The organism is Pelagibius sp. (genome assembly GCF_028289705.1).
Taxonomy (GTDB): domain Bacteria; phylum Pseudomonadota; class Alphaproteobacteria; order Kiloniellales; family Kiloniellaceae; genus Pelagibius.
Genome location: NZ_JANQOI010000100.1, coordinates 43395 through 65520, shown reverse-complemented (window position 1 = coordinate 65520; position 22126 = coordinate 43395). Strand labels below are relative to the sequence as shown.

At 62.6% G+C, this 22126-nt stretch carries 24 protein-coding genes; 11 read left to right on the top strand and 13 right to left on the bottom strand.

What is annotated here, in order from left to right:
• The first annotated feature begins 1 nt into the window (after position 1).
• The 8 genes from Q0996_RS13590 (at position 2) to Q0996_RS13555 (ending at position 7458) form a co-directional block, all read left to right on the top strand.
• Positions 2–409: a cytidine deaminase gene (locus Q0996_RS13590; RefSeq protein ID WP_299620491.1), complete on the top strand. Its 408-nt coding sequence runs from the start codon at positions 2–4 to the stop codon at positions 407–409.
• A 47-nt stretch (positions 410–456) separates the two neighbouring features.
• Positions 457–1269 (top strand): purine-nucleoside phosphorylase, encoded by an 813-nt coding sequence (locus Q0996_RS13585; protein WP_299620488.1) that lies wholly within the window; start codon positions 457–459, stop codon positions 1267–1269.
• Positions 1262–2041 carry a deoxyribose-phosphate aldolase gene (gene deoC, locus Q0996_RS13580; RefSeq protein WP_299620485.1) on the top strand — a complete coding sequence of 260 codons (780 nt, stop codon included), beginning with the start codon at positions 1262–1264 and terminating at the stop codon, positions 2039–2041. Before Q0996_RS13585 ends, deoC begins: the two co-directional genes overlap by 8 nt.
• Positions 2041–3387 (top strand): thymidine phosphorylase, encoded by a 1347-nt coding sequence (deoA, locus tag Q0996_RS13575; RefSeq protein ID WP_299620482.1) that lies wholly within the window; start codon positions 2041–2043, stop codon positions 3385–3387. The genes deoC and deoA overlap by 1 nt, the downstream gene beginning before the upstream one ends.
• A 35-nt stretch (positions 3388–3422) precedes the next feature.
• Positions 3423–4361 (top strand): phytanoyl-CoA dioxygenase family protein, encoded by a 939-nt coding sequence (locus tag Q0996_RS13570; RefSeq protein ID WP_299620479.1) that lies wholly within the window; start codon positions 3423–3425, stop codon positions 4359–4361.
• Between the two features lie 71 nt (positions 4362–4432).
• The gene (locus Q0996_RS13565; RefSeq protein ID WP_299620476.1) at positions 4433–5974 is read left to right on the top strand and encodes a bifunctional UDP-sugar hydrolase/5'-nucleotidase; all 1542 of its coding nucleotides are present in this window, start codon (positions 4433–4435) and stop codon (positions 5972–5974) included.
• 8 nt (positions 5975–5982) lie between these two features.
• Positions 5983–6693, top strand: coding sequence for an HAD family hydrolase (locus Q0996_RS13560; protein ID WP_299620473.1), 711 nt, complete (start codon positions 5983–5985; stop codon positions 6691–6693).
• A gap of 60 nt (positions 6694–6753) precedes the next feature.
• Complete coding sequence (locus tag Q0996_RS13555; RefSeq protein WP_299620470.1) at positions 6754–7458, top strand: 5'-methylthioadenosine/adenosylhomocysteine nucleosidase; 705 nt, start codon at positions 6754–6756, stop codon at positions 7456–7458.
• A 3-nt stretch (positions 7459–7461) separates the two neighbouring features.
• On the opposite strand, the gene Q0996_RS13550 is transcribed toward Q0996_RS13555, so the two are convergent.
• The gene (locus Q0996_RS13550; protein ID WP_299620467.1) at positions 7462–8328 is read right to left on the bottom strand and encodes a protein-L-isoaspartate O-methyltransferase; all 867 of its coding nucleotides are present in this window, start codon (positions 8326–8328) and stop codon (positions 7462–7464) included.
• Between the two features lie 98 nt (positions 8329–8426).
• Here Q0996_RS13550 and Q0996_RS13545 point away from each other — a divergent pair, with 98 nt between their 5' ends.
• The 3 genes from Q0996_RS13545 to Q0996_RS13535 all read left to right on the top strand — a co-directional run bounded on the left by Q0996_RS13545 (position 8427) and on the right by Q0996_RS13535 (position 10172).
• Complete coding sequence (locus Q0996_RS13545; RefSeq protein WP_299620464.1) at positions 8427–9206, top strand: sulfite exporter TauE/SafE family protein; 780 nt, start codon at positions 8427–8429, stop codon at positions 9204–9206.
• A gap of 35 nt (positions 9207–9241) precedes the next feature.
• Positions 9242–9664: a GFA family protein gene (locus tag Q0996_RS13540; protein ID WP_299620461.1), complete on the top strand. Its 423-nt coding sequence runs from the start codon at positions 9242–9244 to the stop codon at positions 9662–9664.
• A 97-nt stretch (positions 9665–9761) separates the two neighbouring features.
• Positions 9762–10172, top strand: coding sequence for a surface-adhesin E family protein (locus Q0996_RS13535; protein WP_299620458.1), 411 nt, complete (start codon positions 9762–9764; stop codon positions 10170–10172).
• A 126-nt stretch (positions 10173–10298) separates the two neighbouring features.
• On the opposite strand, the gene Q0996_RS13530 is transcribed toward Q0996_RS13535, so the two are convergent.
• The 12 genes from Q0996_RS13530 to Q0996_RS13475 all read right to left on the bottom strand — a co-directional run bounded on the left by Q0996_RS13530 (position 10299) and on the right by Q0996_RS13475 (position 22053).
• Entirely contained in the window at positions 10299–11615 is a 1317-nt protein-coding gene (locus Q0996_RS13530; RefSeq protein WP_299620455.1) for a sorbosone dehydrogenase family protein, read from the bottom strand.
• A 311-nt stretch (positions 11616–11926) separates the two neighbouring features.
• On the bottom strand, positions 11927–12244 hold the full coding sequence (locus tag Q0996_RS13525; RefSeq protein WP_299620452.1) for a c-type cytochrome: 318 nt from the start codon (positions 12242–12244) through the stop codon (positions 11927–11929).
• A gap of 446 nt (positions 12245–12690) precedes the next feature.
• Complete coding sequence (locus tag Q0996_RS13520; protein WP_299620449.1) at positions 12691–13311, bottom strand: hypothetical protein; 621 nt, start codon at positions 13309–13311, stop codon at positions 12691–12693.
• A 71-nt stretch (positions 13312–13382) separates the two neighbouring features.
• Positions 13383–14516, bottom strand: coding sequence for a hypothetical protein (locus Q0996_RS13515; RefSeq protein WP_299620446.1), 1134 nt, complete (start codon positions 14514–14516; stop codon positions 13383–13385).
• Between the two features lie 97 nt (positions 14517–14613).
• The gene (locus tag Q0996_RS13510) at positions 14614–16554 is read right to left on the bottom strand and encodes a hypothetical protein (protein WP_299620443.1); all 1941 of its coding nucleotides are present in this window, start codon (positions 16552–16554) and stop codon (positions 14614–14616) included.
• Complete coding sequence (locus Q0996_RS13505; RefSeq protein ID WP_299620440.1) at positions 16551–17186, bottom strand: hypothetical protein; 636 nt, start codon at positions 17184–17186, stop codon at positions 16551–16553. Before Q0996_RS13505 ends, Q0996_RS13510 begins: the two co-directional genes overlap by 4 nt.
• A 427-nt stretch (positions 17187–17613) precedes the next feature.
• Positions 17614–18249: a NapC/NirT family cytochrome c gene (locus Q0996_RS13500; RefSeq protein WP_299620437.1), complete on the bottom strand. Its 636-nt coding sequence runs from the start codon at positions 18247–18249 to the stop codon at positions 17614–17616.
• A 12-nt stretch (positions 18250–18261) separates the two neighbouring features.
• Positions 18262–18738: a nitrate reductase cytochrome c-type subunit gene (locus Q0996_RS13495; protein ID WP_299620435.1), complete on the bottom strand. Its 477-nt coding sequence runs from the start codon at positions 18736–18738 to the stop codon at positions 18262–18264.
• Positions 18711–21206 (bottom strand): nitrate reductase catalytic subunit NapA, encoded by a 2496-nt coding sequence (napA, locus tag Q0996_RS13490; RefSeq protein WP_299620432.1) that lies wholly within the window; start codon positions 21204–21206, stop codon positions 18711–18713. The genes Q0996_RS13495 and napA overlap by 28 nt, the downstream gene beginning before the upstream one ends.
• Positions 21203–21523 carry a chaperone NapD gene (locus tag Q0996_RS13485; protein ID WP_299620429.1) on the bottom strand — a complete coding sequence of 107 codons (321 nt, stop codon included), beginning with the start codon at positions 21521–21523 and terminating at the stop codon, positions 21203–21205. The genes napA and Q0996_RS13485 overlap by 4 nt, the downstream gene beginning before the upstream one ends.
• Complete coding sequence (locus Q0996_RS13480) at positions 21516–21863, bottom strand: 4Fe-4S dicluster domain-containing protein (RefSeq protein WP_299620426.1); 348 nt, start codon at positions 21861–21863, stop codon at positions 21516–21518. Before Q0996_RS13480 ends, Q0996_RS13485 begins: the two co-directional genes overlap by 8 nt.
• A gap of 13 nt (positions 21864–21876) precedes the next feature.
• Positions 21877–22053: a periplasmic nitrate reductase, NapE protein gene (locus Q0996_RS13475; RefSeq protein ID WP_299620423.1), complete on the bottom strand. Its 177-nt coding sequence runs from the start codon at positions 22051–22053 to the stop codon at positions 21877–21879.
• Positions 22054–22126 lie beyond the last annotated feature (73 nt).

The window sequence follows — 22126 nt, the reverse complement described above, 5'->3', positions numbered from 1 at the left end:
GGTGACCGAGGGGGAGGGGCCGGAGGATCTGATAGCGGCGGCCATTGCCGCGATGGACAAGGCCTATGCGCCCTATTCGCAGTTTCCCGTCGGCGCCGCGCTGCGCGGGGCGAGCGGCACCATCTATTCCGGCTGCAACGTCGAAAACGCCGCCTATCCGCAAGGCTGGTGCGCCGAGGTCTCCGCCATCTCCGCGATGGTGATGGCCGGCGAAGACCGCATCCGCGAGGTTGCCGTGGCCGGCAAGGGCGAGGCCTTGGTCACGCCCTGCGGCGGCTGCCGCCAGGGCCTCAGGGAGTTTGCCGGCGAGGATCTGGTGATCCACATCTGCGGGCCGGAGGGGCTGCGCCGGACCGTTACCCTGGGCGAATTGCTGCCGCTGTCCTTTGGGCCCGAGAACCTGACCTGAGACGACCGCGCCGGGCAAGGCGCGTCTGACCGAAGTGGGGGACACTGATGTTCGAGCAAGCGGCCACCACCGCCGCCCTCATCCGCGAGCGGACGGCTCTGGCGCCGCGCGTGGCGCTGGTGCTGGGCTCTGGCCTCGGCGCGGTGGCCGACGCGGTCGCCGGCGCGCAGGCGATCCCCTACGAAGACCTGCCCGGCTTTCCGCGTCCCTCGGTCGCCGGCCACGGGGGCAAGCTGGTGCTTGGCAGTGTCGCCGGCCTGCCGGTGGCCGTGCTGCAGGGACGGGCCCACTACTACGAAGGCGGCCGCGCCGACGGCATGAACCTGGCGCTGGCAACGCTGAAGGCGCTTGGCTGTCAGAACTTGGTGCTGACCAACGCCGCCGGCTCGCTGCATTCGGAAGTGGGGCCGGGCCGTCTGATGCTGATCGCCGACCACATCAACTTCGCTGGCGTCTCGCCGCTCTTCGGCGTGCAAGGTAACGAGCGCTTCGTCGATCTGGTGGACGCTTATGACCCCGAGGAGCGGACCAGGATCAAGACCTTGGCGGAAGGTCTGGGGGTTCCCCTCGCCGAGGGTGTCTATGTCTGGTTCTGCGGCCCGCACTTCGAAACCCCGGCGGAGATCAGGGCGGCGCGCGCACTTGGGGGCGATGCCGTGGGCATGTCGACGGTGCCGGAGGCCATCGTCGCGCGCATGCTGGGGCTGAAGGTGACCGCGGTCTCGATGATCACCAACCTGGCCGCCGGCATGTCGGACCAGGCAATCTCCCATGAACAGACCATGCGCGCCGCCACCGCGGCGGCGGCCGACATGACCCGTCTGCTGACGGCTTATCTCAAGGAGCTTGGCGATGGCTGAGAACGACAGCGCTCGAAAGGCCGTCGCGGCGCGGGCCCTTGGGCTGCTCGACCTGACGAGTCTCAACGATGATGACGACGAAGCGGCTGTGGATGCCCTCTGCGCGCGGGCGCGCACGGACTTCGGCCCGGTGGCCGCCGTCTGCATCTGGCCGCGTTTCGTCGCCCGCGCCAAGGACGCCTTGCAGGACAGCGGCATCAAGGTCGCCGCCGTGGCGAACTTTCCCGAAGGCGGCGACGACATCGACGCAGCGCTCCGCGATACCCGCGAGATTGTCGACGCCGGCGGCGACGAAGTCGATCTGGTGATGCCCTATCGCCGTTGGCTTGCCGGTGACACGCCCCTGGCCTGTGAGATGGTAGCCGCCTGCAAGGAGGCCTGCGGCAGCCAGGCGTCGCTGAAGGTGATCCTGGAGACCGGGGAACTGAAGGATCCGGCGGTCATCTACGACGCCGCGACGGCCGTGATCGTCGCCGGCGCCGACTTCGTCAAGACGTCCACCGGGAAGATCGCCGTATCGGCGACCCTGGAGGCGGCCGAAGCCATGCTGAAGGCGATCAAGGACCACGGCGCCGACGCCGGCTTCAAGGCCGCCGGCGGCATTCGCGACACGGCGGCTGCGGGCGCCTATCTGGCGCTGGCCGACCGCATCATGGGTGCCAACTGGGCCGATGCCCGGCGCTTTCGCTTTGGCGCCTCCGGCCTGTTGAACGATCTGCTGGCCGTGCTGGGCGGCGAGGCACCGCCGCCGGCGGCAAAGCAGGGCTACTGATGGTCTTCCTGCCCCAGGAGGTGATCCGCTGCAAGCGCGACGGCGAGAGCCTGACCGAGACGCAAATCGCCGACTTCGTTGCGGGCATCGCCGACCAGAGTATCGGCGAGGGCCAGGTGGCGGCCTTTGCCATGGCGGTTTTCCTGAAGGGCATGAGCCGGCAGGAGGCGGTGGCGCTGACCCGCGCCATGACCCGCTCCGGCCAGCAACTGAGCTGGGACGCCCTGGACCTCCCCGGCCCCTGCCTCGACAAGCATTCCACCGGCGGCGTCGGCGATAAGGTGAGCCTGATCCTGGGCCCGCTGTTGGCCGCCTGTGGGGCCTTCGTGCCGATGATCTCCGGCCGCGGCCTCGGCCACACCGGCGGCACCCTCGACAAGCTGGATTCCATTCCCGGCTACGACACCGCGCCGGACGTCGAAGTCTTTCGCCGCGCGGTGAAGGACGCCGGCTGCGCTATCATTGGGCAGACGGGGGACCTGGCGCCGGCGGACCGGCGGCTCTATGCCATCCGCGACGTCACCGCGACGGTGGAGTCCATTCCCCTGATCACCGCCTCCATCTTGTCGAAGAAACTGGCTGCCGGCCTGCAGGGCCTGGTGATGGACGTGAAGACCGGCAGCGGCGCCTTCGCCGCCAGGGAAGAGGACGCGCGGGCATTGGCCGAGAGCATCGTCGCCGTCGCCGGCGGCGCCGGCCTACCCACCACCGCCCTGATCACCGACATGAGCCAGCCGCTGGGAACGACAGCCGGCAACGCCCTGGAAGTCGCCGAGGCCGTGGAGGTTCTGAAAGTATCCGGCGCCGATCCGGGCCTGTTGGAAGTCGTGTTGATGCTGGCCGCCGAGATGCTGCTGCTGGGCGGTCTCGCTGCCGGTCCTGAGGACGCGGCCGAACTGGCAGTGACGGCGCTGACCTCCGGGCGCGCGGCGGAAAGGTTCGGGGCCATGGTGGCAGCCCTGGGCGGTCCCACCGATTTCGTCGAGCGCGCTGCGGACTATCTCCCTGAGGCGCCGGTGCAGCGCCCGGTGCCGGCTCCGTCGGCGGGGCAGCTTGTTGCCTGCGATACCCGCGCCGTCGGCCTGGCGGTGGTGGAACTGGGGGGCGGGCGCCGGCGGGTGGAGGACCGGATTGATTATACCGTCGGATTCAGCGATCTCGTGGCCTTGGGCAGCGCGGTGAACGCCGGCGATCCTCTGGGGGTGGTCCATGCGGCCAACGCCGAGGCCGCCGAGGCGGCAAGCCGATGCTTGCAGGACGCCTTTGTGATCGGTCAGACTGAGGACGGCGACGATCCGCTCATGACGCCGATTGTCCGCCAACGCATTGCCGCAGAAGATATCTGAGCGGAAGACATCTAAGGGATCGCCCGGGGCCGGGCATGCTTGATACGGCAGAAACCTTGAAACGCAGGGGTGGGACGCGGGAACCGGCGCGCTTTGCCGCGCCGCCGGAGGGCCGCCTGACCCCGGAGATGCAGACGGCCTTCAGGCGTGACGGCTTCCTGCTTCTGGAGGACATGGTCCCGCCGGAGGCCTGCGATGCCCTCATGGCCCGCGCCGAGGTGCTGGTCGAAGGCTTCGATCCCAGCGGCATCGCCTCGATCTTCTCGACCCGCGGCCAAGTGCATGGGCGCGACCGCTACTTCCAGGACTCCGGCGACAAGATCCGCTTCTTCTTCGAGGAGGAAGCCTTCGACGAGTCCGGCGAACTGCGCCAGGCCAAGGCGCTCTCCATCAACAAGATCGGCCATGCCCAGCACGATCTGGACCCGGTGTTCGCCGCGTTCTCGCGCAGCGAAGCCCTCGGCGCGGTTGCCGCCGGCATCGGCATCGCCGAACCGCTGTTGCTGCAGTCCATGTACATCTTCAAGCAGCCGCGCATCGGCGGGGAGGTGGGCTGGCATCAGGACTCCACCTTCCTCTACACCGAGCCGCTTTCGGTGATCGGCTTCTGGTTCGCCCTGGAGGACGCGACCCTGGAGAACGGCTGCCTCTGGGCCCTGCCGGGTGCCCATGAAGGCCCCTTGCGGCAGCGCTGGCGGCGTGAGTGCGAGGCGTTGATGATGGATCAGTTGGACGCGACGCCCTGGCCCGAGGAGACGGCGGTGCCCCTGGAGGCGCGCAAGGGCAGTCTCGTTTTGCTGCACGGCAAGCTGCCCCACGGCAGCCTGCCCAACCGCTCGGCGCGCTCGCGCCACGCCTATACGCTTCACGTGATCGACGGCGCCTGCCGCTATCCGGCTGACAACTGGCTGCAACGCGATGCCGGGCTGCCCCTGCGCGGCTTTGCCGCCAGGGGTGTCCAGACGCCGTATTAGTTTGTTGGGTGCGCGGGGTCTTCGGCTGCGCCCCGCCTGCCGCATAACGCTCACTAGCGATGGAGAAGATTATGACGAACATGCGAATCTTCGGACGAGGCATCGGGCATTGCGCCTGGCTTCTCGCAACAGCGCTGATGGTGGTGGCCCTTGCGCTCGCCGCGCCGGCTGGGGCCGAGCCGGTCAAGCTGACCCTGCTCCATGTCAACGACCTGGACCGCCTCGAAGAGTCGAAAGGCAGAGGCGGGATGGCCCGGGTCATGACCCTGGTGAAACAGGAACGGGCGGGCGCCGACCAAGCGCTCTTCATCCATGGCGGCGATACCATCTCGCCCTCCCTGTTGTCCGGCTTCGACAAGGGCGCCCACATGATCGACCTCCTCAACGAGGGCGAACTGGACCTCATGGTGCTGGGCAACCACGAGTTCGACTTCGGTCCCATGGTGGCGCAGGAGCGGGTGGGCGAAGCGCGTTTCCCCGTGCTCGGCAGCAACACCAGGGACAGCGACGGCGAACCTCTGGACGGAACGGTCACCACCTGGACCACCGAAGTCGGGCCCTACAAGGTCGGCTTTTTCGGCCTGACGACGCCGGAAACCGCGGACATCTCCAGTCCCGGAACCGTCACCTTCGAACCGCTGCTGGAGACCGCCCGCGCGCTGTCCCAGCAGTTGCGCGACGAGGGCGCCCATCTGGTCGTGGCCCTGGGGCACACCGGAATCCAGGAGGATCTGCTGCTGATGCGGGCCGACAGCGGCATCGACATCCTGCTCTCCGGCCACGACCACCTGCTGGTCACCTACTACGACGGCACCCGCGCCTTCGTCGAGGCCGGAGCGCAAGGCGACTACATGATGGTGGTCGAGGTCACCATGGATACGGTGGAAAGCCGCGGGCGCCAGCGCTTCGTCTGGCATCCGGCCTTTCGCATTCACGACAGTGCGACGGTCGAACCGGACCCGGCCATGGCCGCCAAGGTGCAGGTCTACCTCGACCAACTCAGCAAGGAACTGGATGTGCCCATCGGCAAGTCCCTGACTCCGCTGGACAGTCGCCGTGCCGTTGTGCGTGGCGAGGAGAACGCCATCGGCAACCTCATTGCCGATGCCATGCGCGAGGGTGTGGAGGCCGACGTGGCGCTCACCAACGGCGGCGGCATCCGCGGCGACAAGACCTATGCGGCGGGCATCACCCTGACGCGCCGGGACATCCAGACCGAGCTGCCCTTCGGCAACAAGACGGTGAAGCTCTCGCTGACCGGCGCGCAACTGCACGAGGCCCTGGAGAACGGCTTCAGCAAGGTGGAGGAGGGGGCCGGCCGCTTCCCCAGCATCTCCGGCATGACCGTGACCTGGAGTCGCGCCGCACCGCCGGGCCAGCGGGTGAAATCGATCACCATCGGCGGCCAGCCCATCGACCTTGCCGCGACCTACACCCTGGCCACCAACGACTTCGTGGCCCGCGGCGGTGACGGCTATGCGGTCTTCAAGGGGGCGCCGATGCTGATCGATGCCGCCGCGGCGCGCTTCATGGCCACCATGGTGATGGACTTCGTCGCCGCCGCCGGCGAGATCTCGCCCAAGGCCGAAGGCCGGGTGACGGCGGTGGATTGAGGGGTTTCATGATCGACACCCTCGCCTTCGATGCCGACGATACCCTCTGGCACAACGAGCATCTCTTTCAGGATACGCAGGAGAAGCTGGCGGGGATCGTCGGGCGCTACCGAGGCGGGGAGGACACCATCGAAGCCCTTTATGCCATGGAGATGCGCAACCTGGCGCTCTTCGGTTACGGCATCAAGGGCTTCACCCTCTCTATGGTCGAAGCCGCCATCGAGTTGACCGAGTCCCGCATCACCTCGGCGGAGATCCACGAGATCGTTCAGCTCGGCAAGACCATGATGACGGCGCCGGTGGACTTGCTGGAGGGTGTGGAGGAGGTGCTGCAAGCGGTTGCCGGCCGCTACCGCACCATCCTCATTACCAAGGGCGACATGGTAGACCAGACCAGCAAGATCGAACGCTCCGGCCTTGCCGGCCACTTCGATCAGGTGGAGATCGTGCCGCGCAAGGACGCCGCTGCCTACCGCCAGGTCTTCGAACGCCACGCCATCGATGCGGCGCGCACCGTCATGGTGGGCAACTCCATGCCCTCGGACATTCTGCCGGTGTTGGCGCTCGGCGGTTTTGCCGTCCACGTGCCCTACGCCATCCTCTGGGCCCACGAGGCCCACGACGAGGACCCGGTGAGCGAGCGATTTCACCGCCTGGAGCACCTCGGCGACCTGCCGGCGCTGCTGGATACCTTGAGGGTCGCCCCGGCCCATTCATAATCACTTCAGCTATTTCTGCTAGACCGGTCCGGTCGGACCGACCTTGGGGGATCTGAGACCATGCTTGCTGTGATGGGCGCGTTGGAGGAGGAGATCAGCCTGCTGCGCGATGGGATGACCGGGCTCACCGATGCCTGGCACGCCGGCATTCCGGTGGCGCGAGGCGAATTCAAGGGCAACGAAATCGCCCTGGCCCAGTGCGGCATCGGCAAGGTGAACGCCGCCATCTGCACCCAGATGATGATCGATCTCTACAAGCCCGATGCCCTGGTTTTCAGCGGCGTGGCCGGCGGGCTGCTGCCCAACATGCAAATCGGCGACCTGGTGATCGCCAGCCACCTCATCCAGTTCGACATCGACCTCACGGCCTTCGGCCGGCGCCACGGCGAACTGCCCGATGCCGACCGCATGATCCAGTCAGACCCGGGCCTGGTGGAGAAGACCGCCGAGGCCTTCGACACCGCCTTCGAGAATGCGGAGGCCGAGCCGAATTTGATGATCGGCACCGTGGTCTCCGGCGACCGCTTCGTCGAGGACTCCAAGACCCTGCGCTGGCTGCAGCGGGAGTTCGGTGCCTTGGCCACCGAGATGGAGGGGGCGGCGGTGGGCTATACCTGCCAGCTCAACAAGCTGCCCTTTGTCGTGGTGCGCGGGCTCTCCGACACCGCCAACGAGTCCGCGCCCGACGACTTCAAGTCCAACCTGAAAACCGTCTGCCAGAATTCCTACCAGTTGATGAACCACTTGATCCCCGTCTTGGGGTAAGGATCACTGTTCGGGCGGCGGCTGGGTCGAGAGCCAGTAGTCGTCGCCGGCAAACCAGAGATCCTTGGCATCGGCCGGCGGGTTGCCCAGATGCAGGGAATGGACCGGGACCTCCGCATTGCCGAGATTGGCCAGGGCCTGACGTAGCCGCTGGCCTTCCGCCTGCCGGCGGGCGCCCTCGCAAGGAAAGAAACCGCAACTTCCGAGGGAGCTGGCGGCGAAGCCCAGGACCGTGTTCACCACCAGCAGGAAAAAGCCCCAGCCGTTCTGGGCGGTCAGGGGAACCAGGAGCCGGCCGCCGGGGTTCAGCCGCTCAAGCCAGGCCTTGGGCGGATAGGTGGCGCCGGCGAAGGCGACGATGACGTCGAAGGTGGCGCTGCCCTGGATCGCCACGCCGTTGCCTTGGTAGGCGGATGCCTGCGGCCAGGGGGCCAGGTTCTCGGCGGCGCGCCCGGCCAGTTCCGAATCCAATTCCACGGCATCGACCCGCCCTTCGGGGCCGACGATATCGGCCAGCACCGCCGTGTAGTAACCGGCGCCGACGCCGACCTGGAGGACGCGTTCGCCCGGCGCGAGGGAGAGCTGGTCGAAGATGTAGGCCCAGAGCGAGGGCCGCCCGTTGTTCAGGTCCCGCGCCTCGTCGATGACCACCAGGACGTCGTGATAGAGATGGCGCGGGTCGCCGTCGCGGGTGGCGAAGGCGGGCGCGCCCCGGCGGTGCCCGAAGACATGCCAGGGCCCGGGGCCGCAGAACTGCTCCCGCGGCACCCGGGCGAAGGCCTCCACCACGGCCTCGTTGTGGACCACCGGGCCGACCGCCCGCAGATCCTCCGCATACCAGCGGCGCGCCTCGTCCAGACTCTGCTCCATAAACTCGATGTCCTCCTGGCCGCCAGTGTAACAGCCTTGCGGCGCGCCTGAGCCAGAGATTGAAGCGGCCCGCGGCAGATCACCGACGTTGGCCTTCCATGCCCGGCGTGCTATGCGGCGGCATGCTCGCCAGCCTGCCGGACCTCTCCCACCTCGCTTTCCTGTTGCTCGGCGCCCTGGCGGCGGGTTTCGTGACCGGATTTGCCGGCTTCGGCACCGGCCTGGTGGCCTCGGGGTTCTGGTTCCACGTGCTGCCGGCGGGCGTGGTGCCGCCGCTGGTGGTGATGGCCTCGGTCACCGCGCAGTTGGTCAGCCTCACCAGCCTCAGACCCAGCTTCGACTGGCCCCGCGCCGCGCCCTACCTGATCGGCGGCGCTCTGGGCGTTCCCCTTGGCGTGCTGGCCCTGGCGCAGGCCTCGCCCGACGCCCTGCGCCTCTCCGTCGGTCTCTTCCTGATGTTCTACGCCAGCCTGCAGTTCAGCGGCCTGACGCGGCTCAGCATCGGCGCCTGGGGCGGCCGGCCCTCCGAAGCCGCGGTGGGGGTCGGCGGCGGGGTGCTCGGCGGCTTCGCCGGGCTGTCGGGGCCGCTGCCGCTGATCTGGCTGCAACTGCGCGGCGGCCCCTCCGTCGGCCAGCGCGCCGTCTATCAGCCCTTCAACCTCATCGTACTGGCCCTGGCCTCCGCCGGCATGGCGGTCGCCGGACAGGTCAACGGCCTAGTGCTGAGCGCCTTGCTGTTCTCGGTGCCCGCCACGGTCTTCGGTGCCTGGCTGGGTACCCGTCTCTACCGCCGCGCCAGCGAGGCGACCTTCCGCAGAGTGGTGCTGGGCCTGCTGCTGCTGTCCGGTTCCATGCTGGTGGTGCAGGCTCTGGAGTGAGAGAATGACCGGCGGTTGATCAGGGGAGGATTGGGATGCTGCACAAGGGAGGATGCCACTGCGGCGCGGTGACCGTCGAGTTTACCAGCGAGATCCCGCCGGCCGAGATGGAGGTGCGCGCCTGTCTCTGCAGCTTCTGCCGCAAGCACAACTCCCGTGCGCTCTCCGACCCGGCCGGGAGTGTGCGCGTGACGATCAGGGACCCCTCGGTGGTGCAGTGCTACCGCTTCGGCCTGGCGACCGCCGACTACCTGCTTTGCGGGCGCTGCGGGGTCTACGTCTCGGCGGTGATGGAGGAGGCGGGCAAACACTATGCCATCGTCATCGTCGGCGCGCTGGACGAGGCCGAACGCTTCGACCGTCCACCCATGGGCATGGACTACTCCGCCGAGGACGAGGCGGCCCGCCGCGCCCGCCGCCGCGCCAGGTGGACGCCGGCGGAGATCATCACGCTTTAGCAGGCGGCTGCTTTTAGTGGCGAAGCCGCTTAGCCAAGCACGCCAGGAGCGGCGACTGTCAGGCCAATACCCTCTCTGTACACGAAGTATCTTCATGATGACCAAAACCAAGCTAGCAGCTCTTCTTTTGACCTGTGCCACGGTATCGATCGTCATGACGGGTGAAGCTTCAGCCACTGACGCGCGAGAAGGCGAGTGGGTCCAATACGTCCAAAAGCCGAACGGCGATGTCTATTATTTTGATCCCTCAAGAGTGGAAAGAAACGACAGTTTTCGCAGAGTTTGGAGTGGGATCAGGTACAAGACGTCAGTCATGGGGGCGTCGAGCTATCTCAGCCTGTTGGAGATCGACTGCTCCGAGCGCACGGAGAGAGTATTGCAGAGTACGTTTTTCACAGACAGGCACTGGAAGAAGCCTGCGATGATGACGGACACGACGGAAAGGCCGAAGCGCCGGATCGCGGCGGGATCAGAGACGGAGCGCCTTGTTGAAATCCTGTGCGATTAGAAAAGCGTCTATTCGCTGATCCGTCTTTATCGGGTTTTGTCACCGAAGGTGTTTGCAAGAAAGTGCCCGCACTACCTTTGTAGCACGGGCACTTGATCCTGGAGAACTGCCTCGGACGTTGGAGGCTTACTTCATGCTTTCGGCTGTCACTTTGTAGATCTCGCCTGAATCAACGGCAACGTAAAGCGCGCTATCCGGTCCCATGACGAGACCGCGGAACCTCTTCGAAAATCCAAGAGGCATGCGCGTGATTCCATTGATTCCCAAGCCATCGGGCGTGATGCTGATCATGTCAATTCTTTGGCCCGGCGGTGTGCCACCAAAACCAATACCCATGATGCCGACCGCCAAACGACCCTCGTAGATGCCCCAGTTGCTGCCTTTGAGGAACGCGGCAGAGCCAGTTCCTTGGGAGTAGCCATTGTTGTTCCACGTTGCCGGCATCAAATCTGCGAAGCGGGTGTCACTCATCGGGGTGTAAGCAGCACGAAGTGCCGGGTCCATCCCGTCCATCTGATTTGGCTCGTAGCCGCAGTACTTGTCCGGGCATGCCCCTCGACCGCCTGTGTTCTCTGCGGGGTCCCACCCGGCATTGCCGCCGTTGACAAGCGCGGTGATCTCATCGTTGTGCCATGGGCCATGTTCTGCCGTGAACGCCTTGCCGTCGCTGGGGCGGAAATCGATGCCCTGCACGTTTCTGTGCCCATAGGTGTAAATGCGCTTGTCAAAGCCTTCGGGAGGACTGTTGTCCGGGTGAGCATTCCCGTCGCCATCGATCCGCAGAACCTTGCCACAGAGGAGCGTTCCGTCCTGAGGGCAGACTCCCCTGTGACGATCGCCACCGGCAACCCAGAGGTAACCCCCGGGCCCAACGCGGAGCCGGCCGCCATTGTGGGCACCCGGACCGCCGAACGGCTGATTGGATTCGAACGGCTTGTACTGAATATCCGTGACGATATCGGTCCGGTCCGAGACGCTCTGAAGGTCTTCGCTGACCGTGAACCTCATCACGATGTTGCCGTCGCACTTTTCAAAGTTGGTCTTGCAGCCAGAGCCGTGATACTTGGTTGAAGACGAGTAGACGTAGAGGGTGCGGTTCTTTGCGAAGTGCCTATCTGGAACGACCCCAAGCATACCTGCTTGTCCTTCACAGAAGAGATCATCGCCGCTATCAGCGAAGCCCGTGGACCCCTTCATTCCATACAAGGCATGCACGGTTCCATCACTGGTTCTTACCGAGAGCCCTTTGCACTTTTCAGTGAAGAACATTGTGCCGTCGGCCAAGAAAGCCATGTCCCAAGGGTTCTCGAGGCCTTCCAGGACAACCGATGCCGCGATCTTGGGCACGTCCATGCCTTCGTGACCATCCGCAAGAGCGGGCGTATAGAGCACGGCGGAGGCCATGACGGCACCGAGCGACCATAGAGTCAGATTTCTTCTCACTTCAGAGTCCTCCCATAGTCTTTATGCTTTTTTCCCATTTGAGTCTGGGGGGAGAAGATCGTAACTCAGACGGAATACACTTCAACTGCTTTCGTCGGCGAGGATCGACATCACCGGCTCAAGATTGCGAGACAGAGTTGAAAGTCAGGCCGCTGAGGAAACGGATGGCGCGCGCGCTGGTGCCCTGCGATCCATCTTGTTCACCGATGACGGCGGCATCCGGCAACGCGCAGCGTTGCTCGTCGACCCGGACCACATGGCGGTCGCCCGCCAGGCGCCCGTCGATGTCGAAACCCGTGCCGGACCGCGGTCTACTGAAAGGTTTTCGAGATGTAGGCGGCCAGATTGGCGATCTCTTCGTCGGACAGCTTTTCGGCCCAGGACATCATGATGGCGGAATTGGGCCCCACCTTTTCCCGGGCGCGGTACTTCATCAGCCGCCCCGCGACGTAGTCTGCATCCCTGCCGACAATCGACGGGAAGCTCGCCATGCCCTTTCCTGCCTTACCGTGGCAGTTGATACAGGTTTCCGCATAGCGCGCCTCTCCGGCGGCGGCGTCCCCGGCCGCGGCCTCCGGCGCTGTGAGCGCGAGGGCCGCGCAGACAGTGAGCAGGTGCAGCGTCTTCATTCAGGTCCCCTTCCGATCCGCTTTGATTTTTTTGTTTTGGACGTAACGGGGAGACTACGGCTGGTTCACGGCTTGTCAATTGCGCTCCATGGCCGAACCGGATTGCGTCGTCCCGGTGTGCGGAGCCAGAGGATGCCGCAACGCTGTCCTGGGAGCGGCAGGGGAGGGGCCAACGCCGCGAGGGCGCCCTCACCCGTTCGCAAGCGTGGTCGCCCAGGTGCTTTGCCGATGAATGCATGTAATTCTTCGAGAGTCACGATCCACCAATCGGACGGTTGCACTGACCGCTTCGATCTCGATGCTGACGTTAAAGCCAGCGTAGGGACGGGAGATCTCGGCTCACTCCAAACACAGGTGAGATTTCATGATAACGAGCCGCAGCATTATTCAAGCACTGATGTGCCGTACGAGTACCGCCAAACCACAAGCGAGCCGGTCAAAATTTCTTACTTCGAATCTGATGGTGTTCGCACATTACCTGGCACCCGCATTACGAGCGTCGTTCGATCCTCTTCACCCTCAATTTGGCGGCTGGTAACTTCGAAACACTTGTCTATGTGTGGGACACCAGGGGGGCGATCAGAAAGATCGAGCACACCGAGCACCCCCAAGCGTATGTCCGCTTGGCTGTATGCGACGGTTTGGGTGAGAAAAGGTTTCAGAGTTTCATCATTCCACTTAAACACCCTTTTCAATTCAATGATCAATCTAAAAGAAGTTCGTGGAATGTAGATGTCGGCGCGACCCGAACTTATGTCTACTTTCTCTACCTCTGAGGCCAAAATAGAAAGCAAATAGTTATGGAGATCGTCCTGAAGCGCGCTCTCCTTTGGTGCCTTCGAGCTGTTTGAGATCCGCTTCAAATAGGGAAATCTCTTACTCTCACCGTCGATCCTCTCGGTCAGAAATTTGACTAACAAAAGGACCAGTCGATCAAACTCGGCCTTGACTTCACTTTCGTAGTCCGGCGCATTTTCGAGCTTCTCGACGATCTTGCGAAAGAGTTTTTGTTGAACAGCTGTAATGTCAGTACGTATCCAGAAGGTATTCTCAACCGATGCAACCAAATGTCTGCCATTAGATGAGAGCCCCTCCAGCAACGTCTTGGGGGTGGACGTAGGACCAGCTGGACCACCCCTCAGAGCTTTTTTGGCGGGTCATGATCCTTCGAATACCTTTCGACATTTGCTTGGAGGCGTTCGGCGTCTTGTCGTCGTATGTGATCTGGTGGGGCTGCATCCAGCCAGTCTCTCAAATGCGCCGCAAGTCCGAATTCCCGGACAAAGGCGGATTCTATGATCGGCTTAAAGTACATCCCTAGACTAGGGGATCCGGGCCGCACAGACCGACTAACACTGTAGAGATGATGTACATGCTCAAGAACACCAGACGCATCAAGCCAGCTTGGTTTGCTGAGCTGATTTGCTATATGGCCAAGACTCTCAACAACTGGTACCCACGCCGACAATGAGTAAGACGGCGAAACGAGCCACTCCATACCTGGCGATGGTCGGTCCCAGAGGTCGCCCACGAAAGCTTCAGTTCGGAGTTCATCGACCAACTGGCTCAAATCAGATTTCTCGGAGCTTTGTAGGCTCAGAATAGACTTGACCAACAAGTGATAACTACGTGTGTCGCGCCGCTCATCATCGGCTTCGACCGCCCGCGCCAACCATCTTTCCGCTTCGGCTAATCGCTGCTCAATATCTGGTAAGGAAGCACTCGACAAAGCGAGCGAAACCTCAACAAGTCCGCGTTCAAGTTTTGCTTGTGCCGCAGAGGTTTGAAGCTTTGCAAATTCTTCAAGAAGCGAAACGGCATACGTGAAGTCGAAGAAGTCGTGAGCCACTGACACCAAACGGCAATACATCGGATCAGCAAGGGGATCGGTCCCAGGTTCGTAGGCCTGCAGAGCGGCGCACGCGTTAACACTCCAACGATGATCTACCAAAGCAAAGCGGACAAGCCCTGCAGATGCTTCCGCCTGCATAAGAGGGTGCTCAGATGCATCACGTGTTCGGCCCTCAAGTGCTAAGACGAACATACGAAACGTATCTTGAGGCAAAGACTGAAGGGCTTGAACGCTTTCGCGCAAGACCAAACGATCAGCATTGAGTTTGAGGCCGTCTGCAAGGCGCTCCAGCATGGGTCCGTGATCGCTAATTGTACTCCATTCATTGCTTATAGCCGCAGAAACGACTCCAAATGTAGATGTCGTGTGAAAATCAGACTTCAGCAGGCTATCAATTCCACCTAAGGCAGTAATCGTCACGGGTTGCCCTGCCGCTTCCAAGTCTATAATGGCTTGGCCTAGCTCGCTCACAATGACGAACCGCACCTTGGGTGCCGACGTCTAACTAAACCGGCCTCTACCATAGGGAGCTGCCCTTTTCTGCATAACGAATGCGACTACTCGGAACTCCATCCAGATCAGACGGAACTCCTGTCATGGATATGAACATCTGATAATCGGGATAGTCGGCAGTTAGCTTTACAAGCTCGGAAATGATCTCGTGAAGATGCTCGGGTTGAATTTCTTCGCGTCCGGGCGAGTCAATCAGAAGAAGCCCGGGGTGGCGCCCCATACCGAGCGATTGGGCACCGCGCGATAGGGCGATGACCGTTGCGATGCGAAGGCGTAGCTTTTCGCCGGGAGAGAGGTCTTTCCACTTCGACAGGCTTCCACCCTTGACAACATCAACATGAGCGTTTCGCTTTAGAGTCACGGACTCCACATCACGTATTCCGAGCCCCTTGCACAGTCGCGTAACCTCGGAGGAAACCTCAGCCATGATTTCGATGGAAGCTTGCTTTACGCGGTGCTCTGCTTCGTCTCGAGCTGCACGGACGACCAACAAATCATTGGCCGAGTCGTTCTCAGCTTCAAGGATGGCAGTAGCTGCCTGGATCATTCCCTCTAGGTGGTCTCTTTCGGACTGGAGAATACCAGCATCTGCTGCAGTGCCCGCTGCAGCGAGCTGATTGAGTGTGAGGCCGACGTCATTAAGTCGATTGCGACTCTCTTGAAGCTTCGTCTCAAGTCTCTTCACGAAACGCTCCGCATCGCGATCAGTCTTTTTCGCATCCTTTAGCCGCTCTTCAGCTTGCGCTCGTTCAGCCTCCAGCTCTTTTGGATCCACTTTCACGAGTTTTTCGGCACAAACCGAACACTCGTTGTCTTCCTGCTCTTTTTTGAACCGTACGGCCTCAATCTTCGCGCTGCAGCGCGGACATGAGTGCGGCTTGAGAAGTCCGAAGAAGTGCGATGCTGCGCTTTCTTCTGCAAGTGCGTTGACCACTTGCTCTGCGACAATTCGGGATTGCCGGCAAGTCGCTGCCGTGTCCTTCGCATCTGTCAGTGAGTTTGAAAGCGCCTGAACACGCGTTGTCAGATCATCCCGTTCGGTGCGAGCGGAATTTAGTTGTTGTGAGGCGAGATTGTTCGCACCCTCTTCTTGTAATTTGGCGTTGATCTCCATGAGTTCAGCTTCGAGATCATCGAGGGACCTTCCACCAAGACCTTGCAGTTTACGTCGGCGGGCAGCGCTATCTTGCTCCAGTAGGCGTGTATGCCTCTTAGCCTGAAAATAGGTTCTTACCCAGGGAATTCCAATGTAGACTTGGAGTAACCGTTGGATAAGATCTCCGCCTACATTTTCCCCAATTATGGCATCACTCTCCGCATCGGTTAGAAAAGCACCGGTGTAGGCAGCCCATCCATCATCGTAGGGCACAATGCGACCAGCTGCGACTTGGCTTGCCGGAATCGGCTCCAAGCCCAAGGCGGACAACATGATCTCTTGCATTACATCTTGAAACTCTTCGGTACCGTCAAACACGCGATCAGTCGCAGTATCAGGTGAGCTACCATAGCGAACTACTCCCAGCGGCTCCCCGTCTTCGACATCAAACTCTACACGAAGGAACCGGCCGTCGACGCGAAACGTGACGTCTACGTGTTCGATCCAGTTTCTAACTGTTGCGGTTAAGCTCTTGTACCGACCGCGCAAAGCCCAAAGGACAATCTGAAGAATGGAGGACTTGCCGACAAGATTTTCTGCAGCAAGAATTCCCCACACGCCATTTCGATCAACCTCCCATTCAAACGAAAACGGTTCGAACTCGCTGTTGATTTCTTTTTGGCCAGAAAATGCAATCCGTACGACACGAAGAGGGCGCGCTGAAGGCGCTGTACCGGCAGGCTCAATCGAATACTGTGCAAGTATTTCGTTGACTTCCTTCACCGAGCAGCCTGTAGCTGCGGAAACGGCCTTTGGAAACGGCAGTTCTTTAGCTCTCCTATCGGTCATGCCGACACTTGCAGCTTTGCGAGGCGTTCTTCAACTTCGGCGCGGATGGGTGCGATGAGCGACCCGTGCCTTGCATCGTTATACTGTGCGACTTGATATTGCAGTGATTTCAGCTGATTCCCTGTACGAGTGCCGGCTATCTCTGCGACGACTTCTGCGCGTTTGGCATACCAATCGAGTGGTTCGACCTTCTCCAACTCTGCCGCTTTCGTTTTGCCTTCGACCGTAAGATAATAACTAGTCTGCCGGATCTTAGATCCATCGGCCGAGTACTTTCGTTCCATCTTTACCAGACCAGGAAGTGACAGCGTGGCTATGGCGTCATCAAGTGCTTCCCAAGCACCGAACAGAAAGCGTTGCATAGCCAATCTGCGAATATCGGGTTCATCCCCGTCCATCACGGTTTCGGCAATCTTCAGAAGCTTTTTCTGGGTCGGATCGGCATCGAACTGGTTTAGGATTTCAGATGCAAGATAATCAGGATTGCGCATCCAAAAGTCTAGCGCTTGCAACCTTTTCTCGGCATGCACAACAAGACATGTATCCGCGGGCGCCGATCGCTTGACTGGCTCGCCAGCCTTAGCAAGGATAAACAGAATGCGTACCGCATTGCGCTTTCCCTGAATGTGCAATTCTATGAGATCCTTCAGAATTCGTTCGATTGGAACGTATGAACTTATTTTGGTGCCTAACGGCGATGCGCGTATTTATGGCGAATCTTTTCACCAAGTAAGAGTGTAACAGATTTGCGTCGGGAGCGAATGCCCGCTTTTCGCCCCTTCGAGGCCTTCAGCCAACGTTTGCGCAGTCCGATTCCCGGTCATATCCGGCTGCGAGATCTATCCTTGCTGACCGCGTGACTCAAGCGCTGCGAGGAGTTTTCCCCTTCGGAGCGACGCTGGCGCGGAGAGGCCCGTTTTGCGAGCATCACATCCAATGCTTCACAGTCGCGTGGCGTCCCCTGGTGAACAGCGGGGCGGAAGGGAGGCATGTCGAAACTTGGATGGTCGATGCCATGCTGAGTTGCTGGCGACGGCGTAAGCCCAGATTCAATACGCGCTACTGGCTCAGGTAGGTCTTGAGGTCCGCTGCCTGATCGCCGCGGTCTTGCGGATAGGTCGTCGCCACGCCCTTGGGCAGTTGGTGGGCGATGCCTTTGTGGCAGTCGATGCAGGTCTTCTCTCCGGTCACCAGAAAGCGCTGATGGGCTTCGGCGGCGCGCAGGCTTTGCCGCGTGAAGTCCATGGACTGTTCGCTGTGGCAGTTGCGGCACTCCAGGGAGTCGTTGGCCTTGAAACGGGCCCATTCGTGCTGGGCCATGGTGAGGCGATGGGCGTTGAACTTCTCCGGGGTGTTGATGGTGCCGAAGATCTTGCCCCAGACCTCCTTGCTCGCCGCCACCTTGCGGCCGATCTTGTCGGTCCAGCCGTGGGGCACGTGACAGTCGGGGCAGGTGGCGCGCACGCCGGAGCGGTTGGCGTAGTGGATGGTGGTCTTCAACTCGGCGAAGACGTTCTCCCGCATCTCGTGGCAGCCGACGCAGAAGGTCTCGGTGTTGGTCAGTTCCATGGCGGTGTTGAAGCCGCCCCAGAAGATGATGCCGGCGACAAAACTGCCGATGGTGAGGAACCCCAGACTGAAATAGGCGCTGGGGCGGCGCAGGGTCGTCCAGATCCGTTTCGCGAAGCTCCACATGGCGCCGGGCTCCTACTGTCCGTCTTGCAGGAGGGAATCGACGTCGACGAAGGTGTTCTCCACCGGGTCCCTCACCTCGTGCTGGGGCACGTGGCATTGATTGCAGAAGTAGCGCCGCGGCGAGATCGAGGCCAGGAACTGGCCGTCGCGGTCCATGAAGTGGGTGATGGAGATCATCGGCGCCTGGGATTCCTCGATCGCCGTGCGGCTGTGGCAGGTCAGGCACTTATTGAAGCTGGCGTCGACCTGATAGCCCTCGATCTTATGGGGGATGACCGGCGGCTGCTCCGGGTAGTTGCGCACCTGGCGCAGGTCGGTGTTGCCCTGGGGGCGCATGACAGGCGGCTCGGGATTGTCGACCACCGCCGTTTTGCGCAGGGTCGCCAGGTCGTCCTCGGTGATGCCCTGCCCGACGGCCGCCGTCGCCACCCCGGTCAGGGCGGCGAAGGCAAGCGCCAGGGCTAGGCGGCTTCGATCGTAACCGCGCATTTCTTGAAGTCCGTCTGTTTGGAGATGGGATCGGTGGCGTCCAGGGTCACCTTGTTGATGAGCTGGCTGGCGTCGAACCAGGGCACGAAGACCAGGCCCCGGGGCACGCGGTTGCGCCCGCGCGTTTCAACCCGGGTGACGATTTCCCCGCGGCGCGACTTCACCCGAACACTTGAGCCGCGGCGCAGGTTCAGCGCCTCCGCGTCGTCGGGATGCATGAAGCAGACCGCGTCGGGGAAGGCCTTGTAGAGTTCCGGCACGCGCTGGGTCATGGAGCCGGAATGCCAGTGCTCCAGCACCCGCCCGGTGACCAGCCAGAAGGGATAGTCCTCGTCGGGCGATTCCGCCGGCGGCTCGTAGGGCAGGGCGAAGATGCGCGCCTTCTTGTCCTTATGGCCGTAGAACTGGATCTCGCTGCCTGCCTCGACATAGGGGTCGTGGCCTTCGCGGAAACGCCAGCGGGTCTCCTTGCCGTCGACCACCGGCCAGCGTAGGCCGCGGGTTTCGTGATAGACGGCAAAGGGCGCGAGGTCGTGGGCGTGGCCTCGGCCGAAAGAGGCGTATTCCTCGAACAGGCCCTTCTGGATGTAGAAGCCGAAGTCCTCGGACTCGTGGTTGGCGTAGTCGGGGCTCGACTCCTCCAGCGGGAAGGCGTCGACCTGGCCATTCCTGAACAGCACCTCGTAGAGCGACTTGCCCTTGTAGCTCGGGTTGGCGTCCAGCAATTCCGGCGGCCAGACCTCGTCGGTGGTGAAGCGCTTGGAGAACTCCACCGTCTGCCAGAGATCGGAGCGGGACTCGCCCGGCGCATCGATGAGCTGGTGCCAGAACTGGGTGCGCCGCTCGGCGTTGCCGTAGGCGCCTTCCTTTTCCACCCACATGGCCGTCGGCAGGATCAGGTCGGCGGCCTGGGCCGTCACCGTGGGATAGGCGTCGGAGACGACGATGAAGTTCTCCGGATTGCGGTAGCCCGGGAAACCCTCTTCCATCAGGTTGGCCGCCGCCTGCAGGTTGTTGTTCACCTGGATCCAATAGGCGTTGAGCTTACCGTCCTTCAGCATGCGGTTCTGCAGCACGGCGTGATAGCCGGGCTTCGGCGGGATGGTGCCTTCAGGCAGCTTCCAGATCTTTTCCGCGGTCTTGCGGTGCTCCGGATTGGCAACCACCATATCCGCCGGCAGGCGGTGGGCGAAGGTCCCCACCTCCCGCGCCGTGCCGCAGGCCGAGGGCTGGCCGGTCAGCGAGAAGGGGCTGTTGCCCGGCTCCGAGATCTTCCCGGTCAGCAGGTGGATGTTGTAGACGAGGTTGTTGCACCAGACGCCGCGGGTGTGCTGGTTGAAGCCCATGGTCCAGAGCGACATGACCTTGGTGTCCGGGTCGGCATAGAGCTCGGCCAGGGCCTCCAGCCGGTTGGCCGGTACACCGGAGAGATCGGAGGCATACTCGAGCGTGTAGCGGTCGACGAACTTGGCGTAGTCCTCGAAGCTCATCTCGCTGGAGCCGCCGGCTTTCGTTGCATTGGCCGCCGTCTTCTCCAAGGGATGCTCGGGGCGCAGGCCGTAGCCGATGTCCGCGTTGCCGAGACGGATGTTGACGTGCTTGCGGAGGAAATCCTCGTTCACCCGGCCGGTGGTGATGATGTGGCGGGCGATGTAGTTGAGGATCGCCAGATCGGTCTGCGGCGTGAACACCATGGGGATGTCGGCCAGATCGAAGCAGCGATGCTCGAAGGTCGACAGCACGGCGACTTTCACGTGGGGCGCCGAAAGCCGGCGGTCGGTGAGGCGCGTCCAGAGGATCGGATGCATCTCCGCCATGTTGGAGCCCCAGAGCACGAAGGCATCGGCATGCTCGAAGTCGTCGTAGCAGCCCATGGGCTCGTCGATGCCGAAGGTGCGGATGAAGCCGGCGACGGCGGAGGCCATGCAGTGGCGCGCATTGGGCTCGATGTTGTTGGAGCGGAAGCCGGCCTTGTAGAGCTTGGAGGCGGCATAGCCCTCCCAGACCGTCCATTGGCCGGAGCCGAACATGCCGACCGCCGTGGGGCCTTTCTCGCGCAGGGCCTTTTTGAACTTCTCTGCCATGACGTCGAAGGCTTCGTCCCAGCTCACCGGTTCGAAGGCGCCCTCCTTGTGGTAGGCGCCGTCCTTCTTGCGCAGGAGCGGCTGGGTCAGCCGGTCCTTGCCGTACATGATCTTGGAGAGGAAGTAGCCCTTCACGCAGTTCAGGCCGCGGTTGACTTCGGATTTGACGTCGCCGTGGGAGGCCACGACGCGGCCGTCCTTGGTCGCCACCATGACGCTGCAGCCGGTGCCGCAGAAGCGGCAGGGCGCCTTTGACCAGGTCAACTGGGTCAAGGCCGAGTCGGTGACCAGGTTCTGGGCGGCGGCGGGGGTTGCCATGCCGGCTGCGGCGGCCGCTGCGGCGACGGCATTGGCCTTCATGTATTCGCGTCTGCTCAGCTTCATGGCGCTGCGTCCTTTGCGGGTTCGGACCTGGAGGCGGACTCCCCTTCCGATCGGGCGACGCTGTCGTGTGCGCCCGTGTCGTCCACCTCGTGGTAGACGAGCGCGGCGGAGAGAACCCCCGGCAGGCTCTGAATGGCGTTCAATCGGTCGGTAATGGTCTGTTCGTTGCCGGCTTCGACGACGACGATGATCTTGCCTTCCGGACTGCGGCCGTGCAGTTCACTCGCCGGCATGCGTTCGATCGCTGTCGCCACCGCCGCTGCTTTCTCCGGCAGCGCATGGACGAGGAGGCTCGCGACGTGGAATTCGTCAGCCATGGCCGCCCTCCGCGGGTGCATGCGCAGGCTCTGCCGGCCGGCTCGCGGCAGTCAGTGCGATAGCGCCGGCCGGGCAGATGTCGAGGCAGTCCCCGCAAGCGGTGCAGCGGCTCTCCTCCACCGTCACCTCGGCCCTTCCGCCCAGCAGCGGGCGGAAGCGAAAGGCGCCAGTGTCGCAGGTATCCTCGCAGAGCCGACAGGCGATCCCCCGGGCCATGAAGCAGGCCGAACCGACGCTGGCGACGTCCTCTCGCGGCGCATCGGCAGCGCGCCCCAACAGCAACCGGCGCCGGGAGAGCAGTTCTGCTCCGGCTTTCGGTTCCCTGGCGTCCTGGCCCATGGCGCGCGCCCCCTCAGCTCGTTGGAGGACCGAAGATCATGTGATGGATCCAGACCAGCAGGCCGTAGCCCCCGACGATAATGACGGAAAGCAGGGGAGCGAGAAAAACCGTTAGGAGAATGAAAGCCGAGGTCTCGTCGCGCTTGCGCGAGGGAGTCTCTTCTTCCTGCTTCGACACACTTGCGGACATTGTCCTGCTCCTGATCCATCGACCGGCCGTTCTAAGCGGCGGCTTTGTTCGTACAGGTACAAGATGTCGCGAC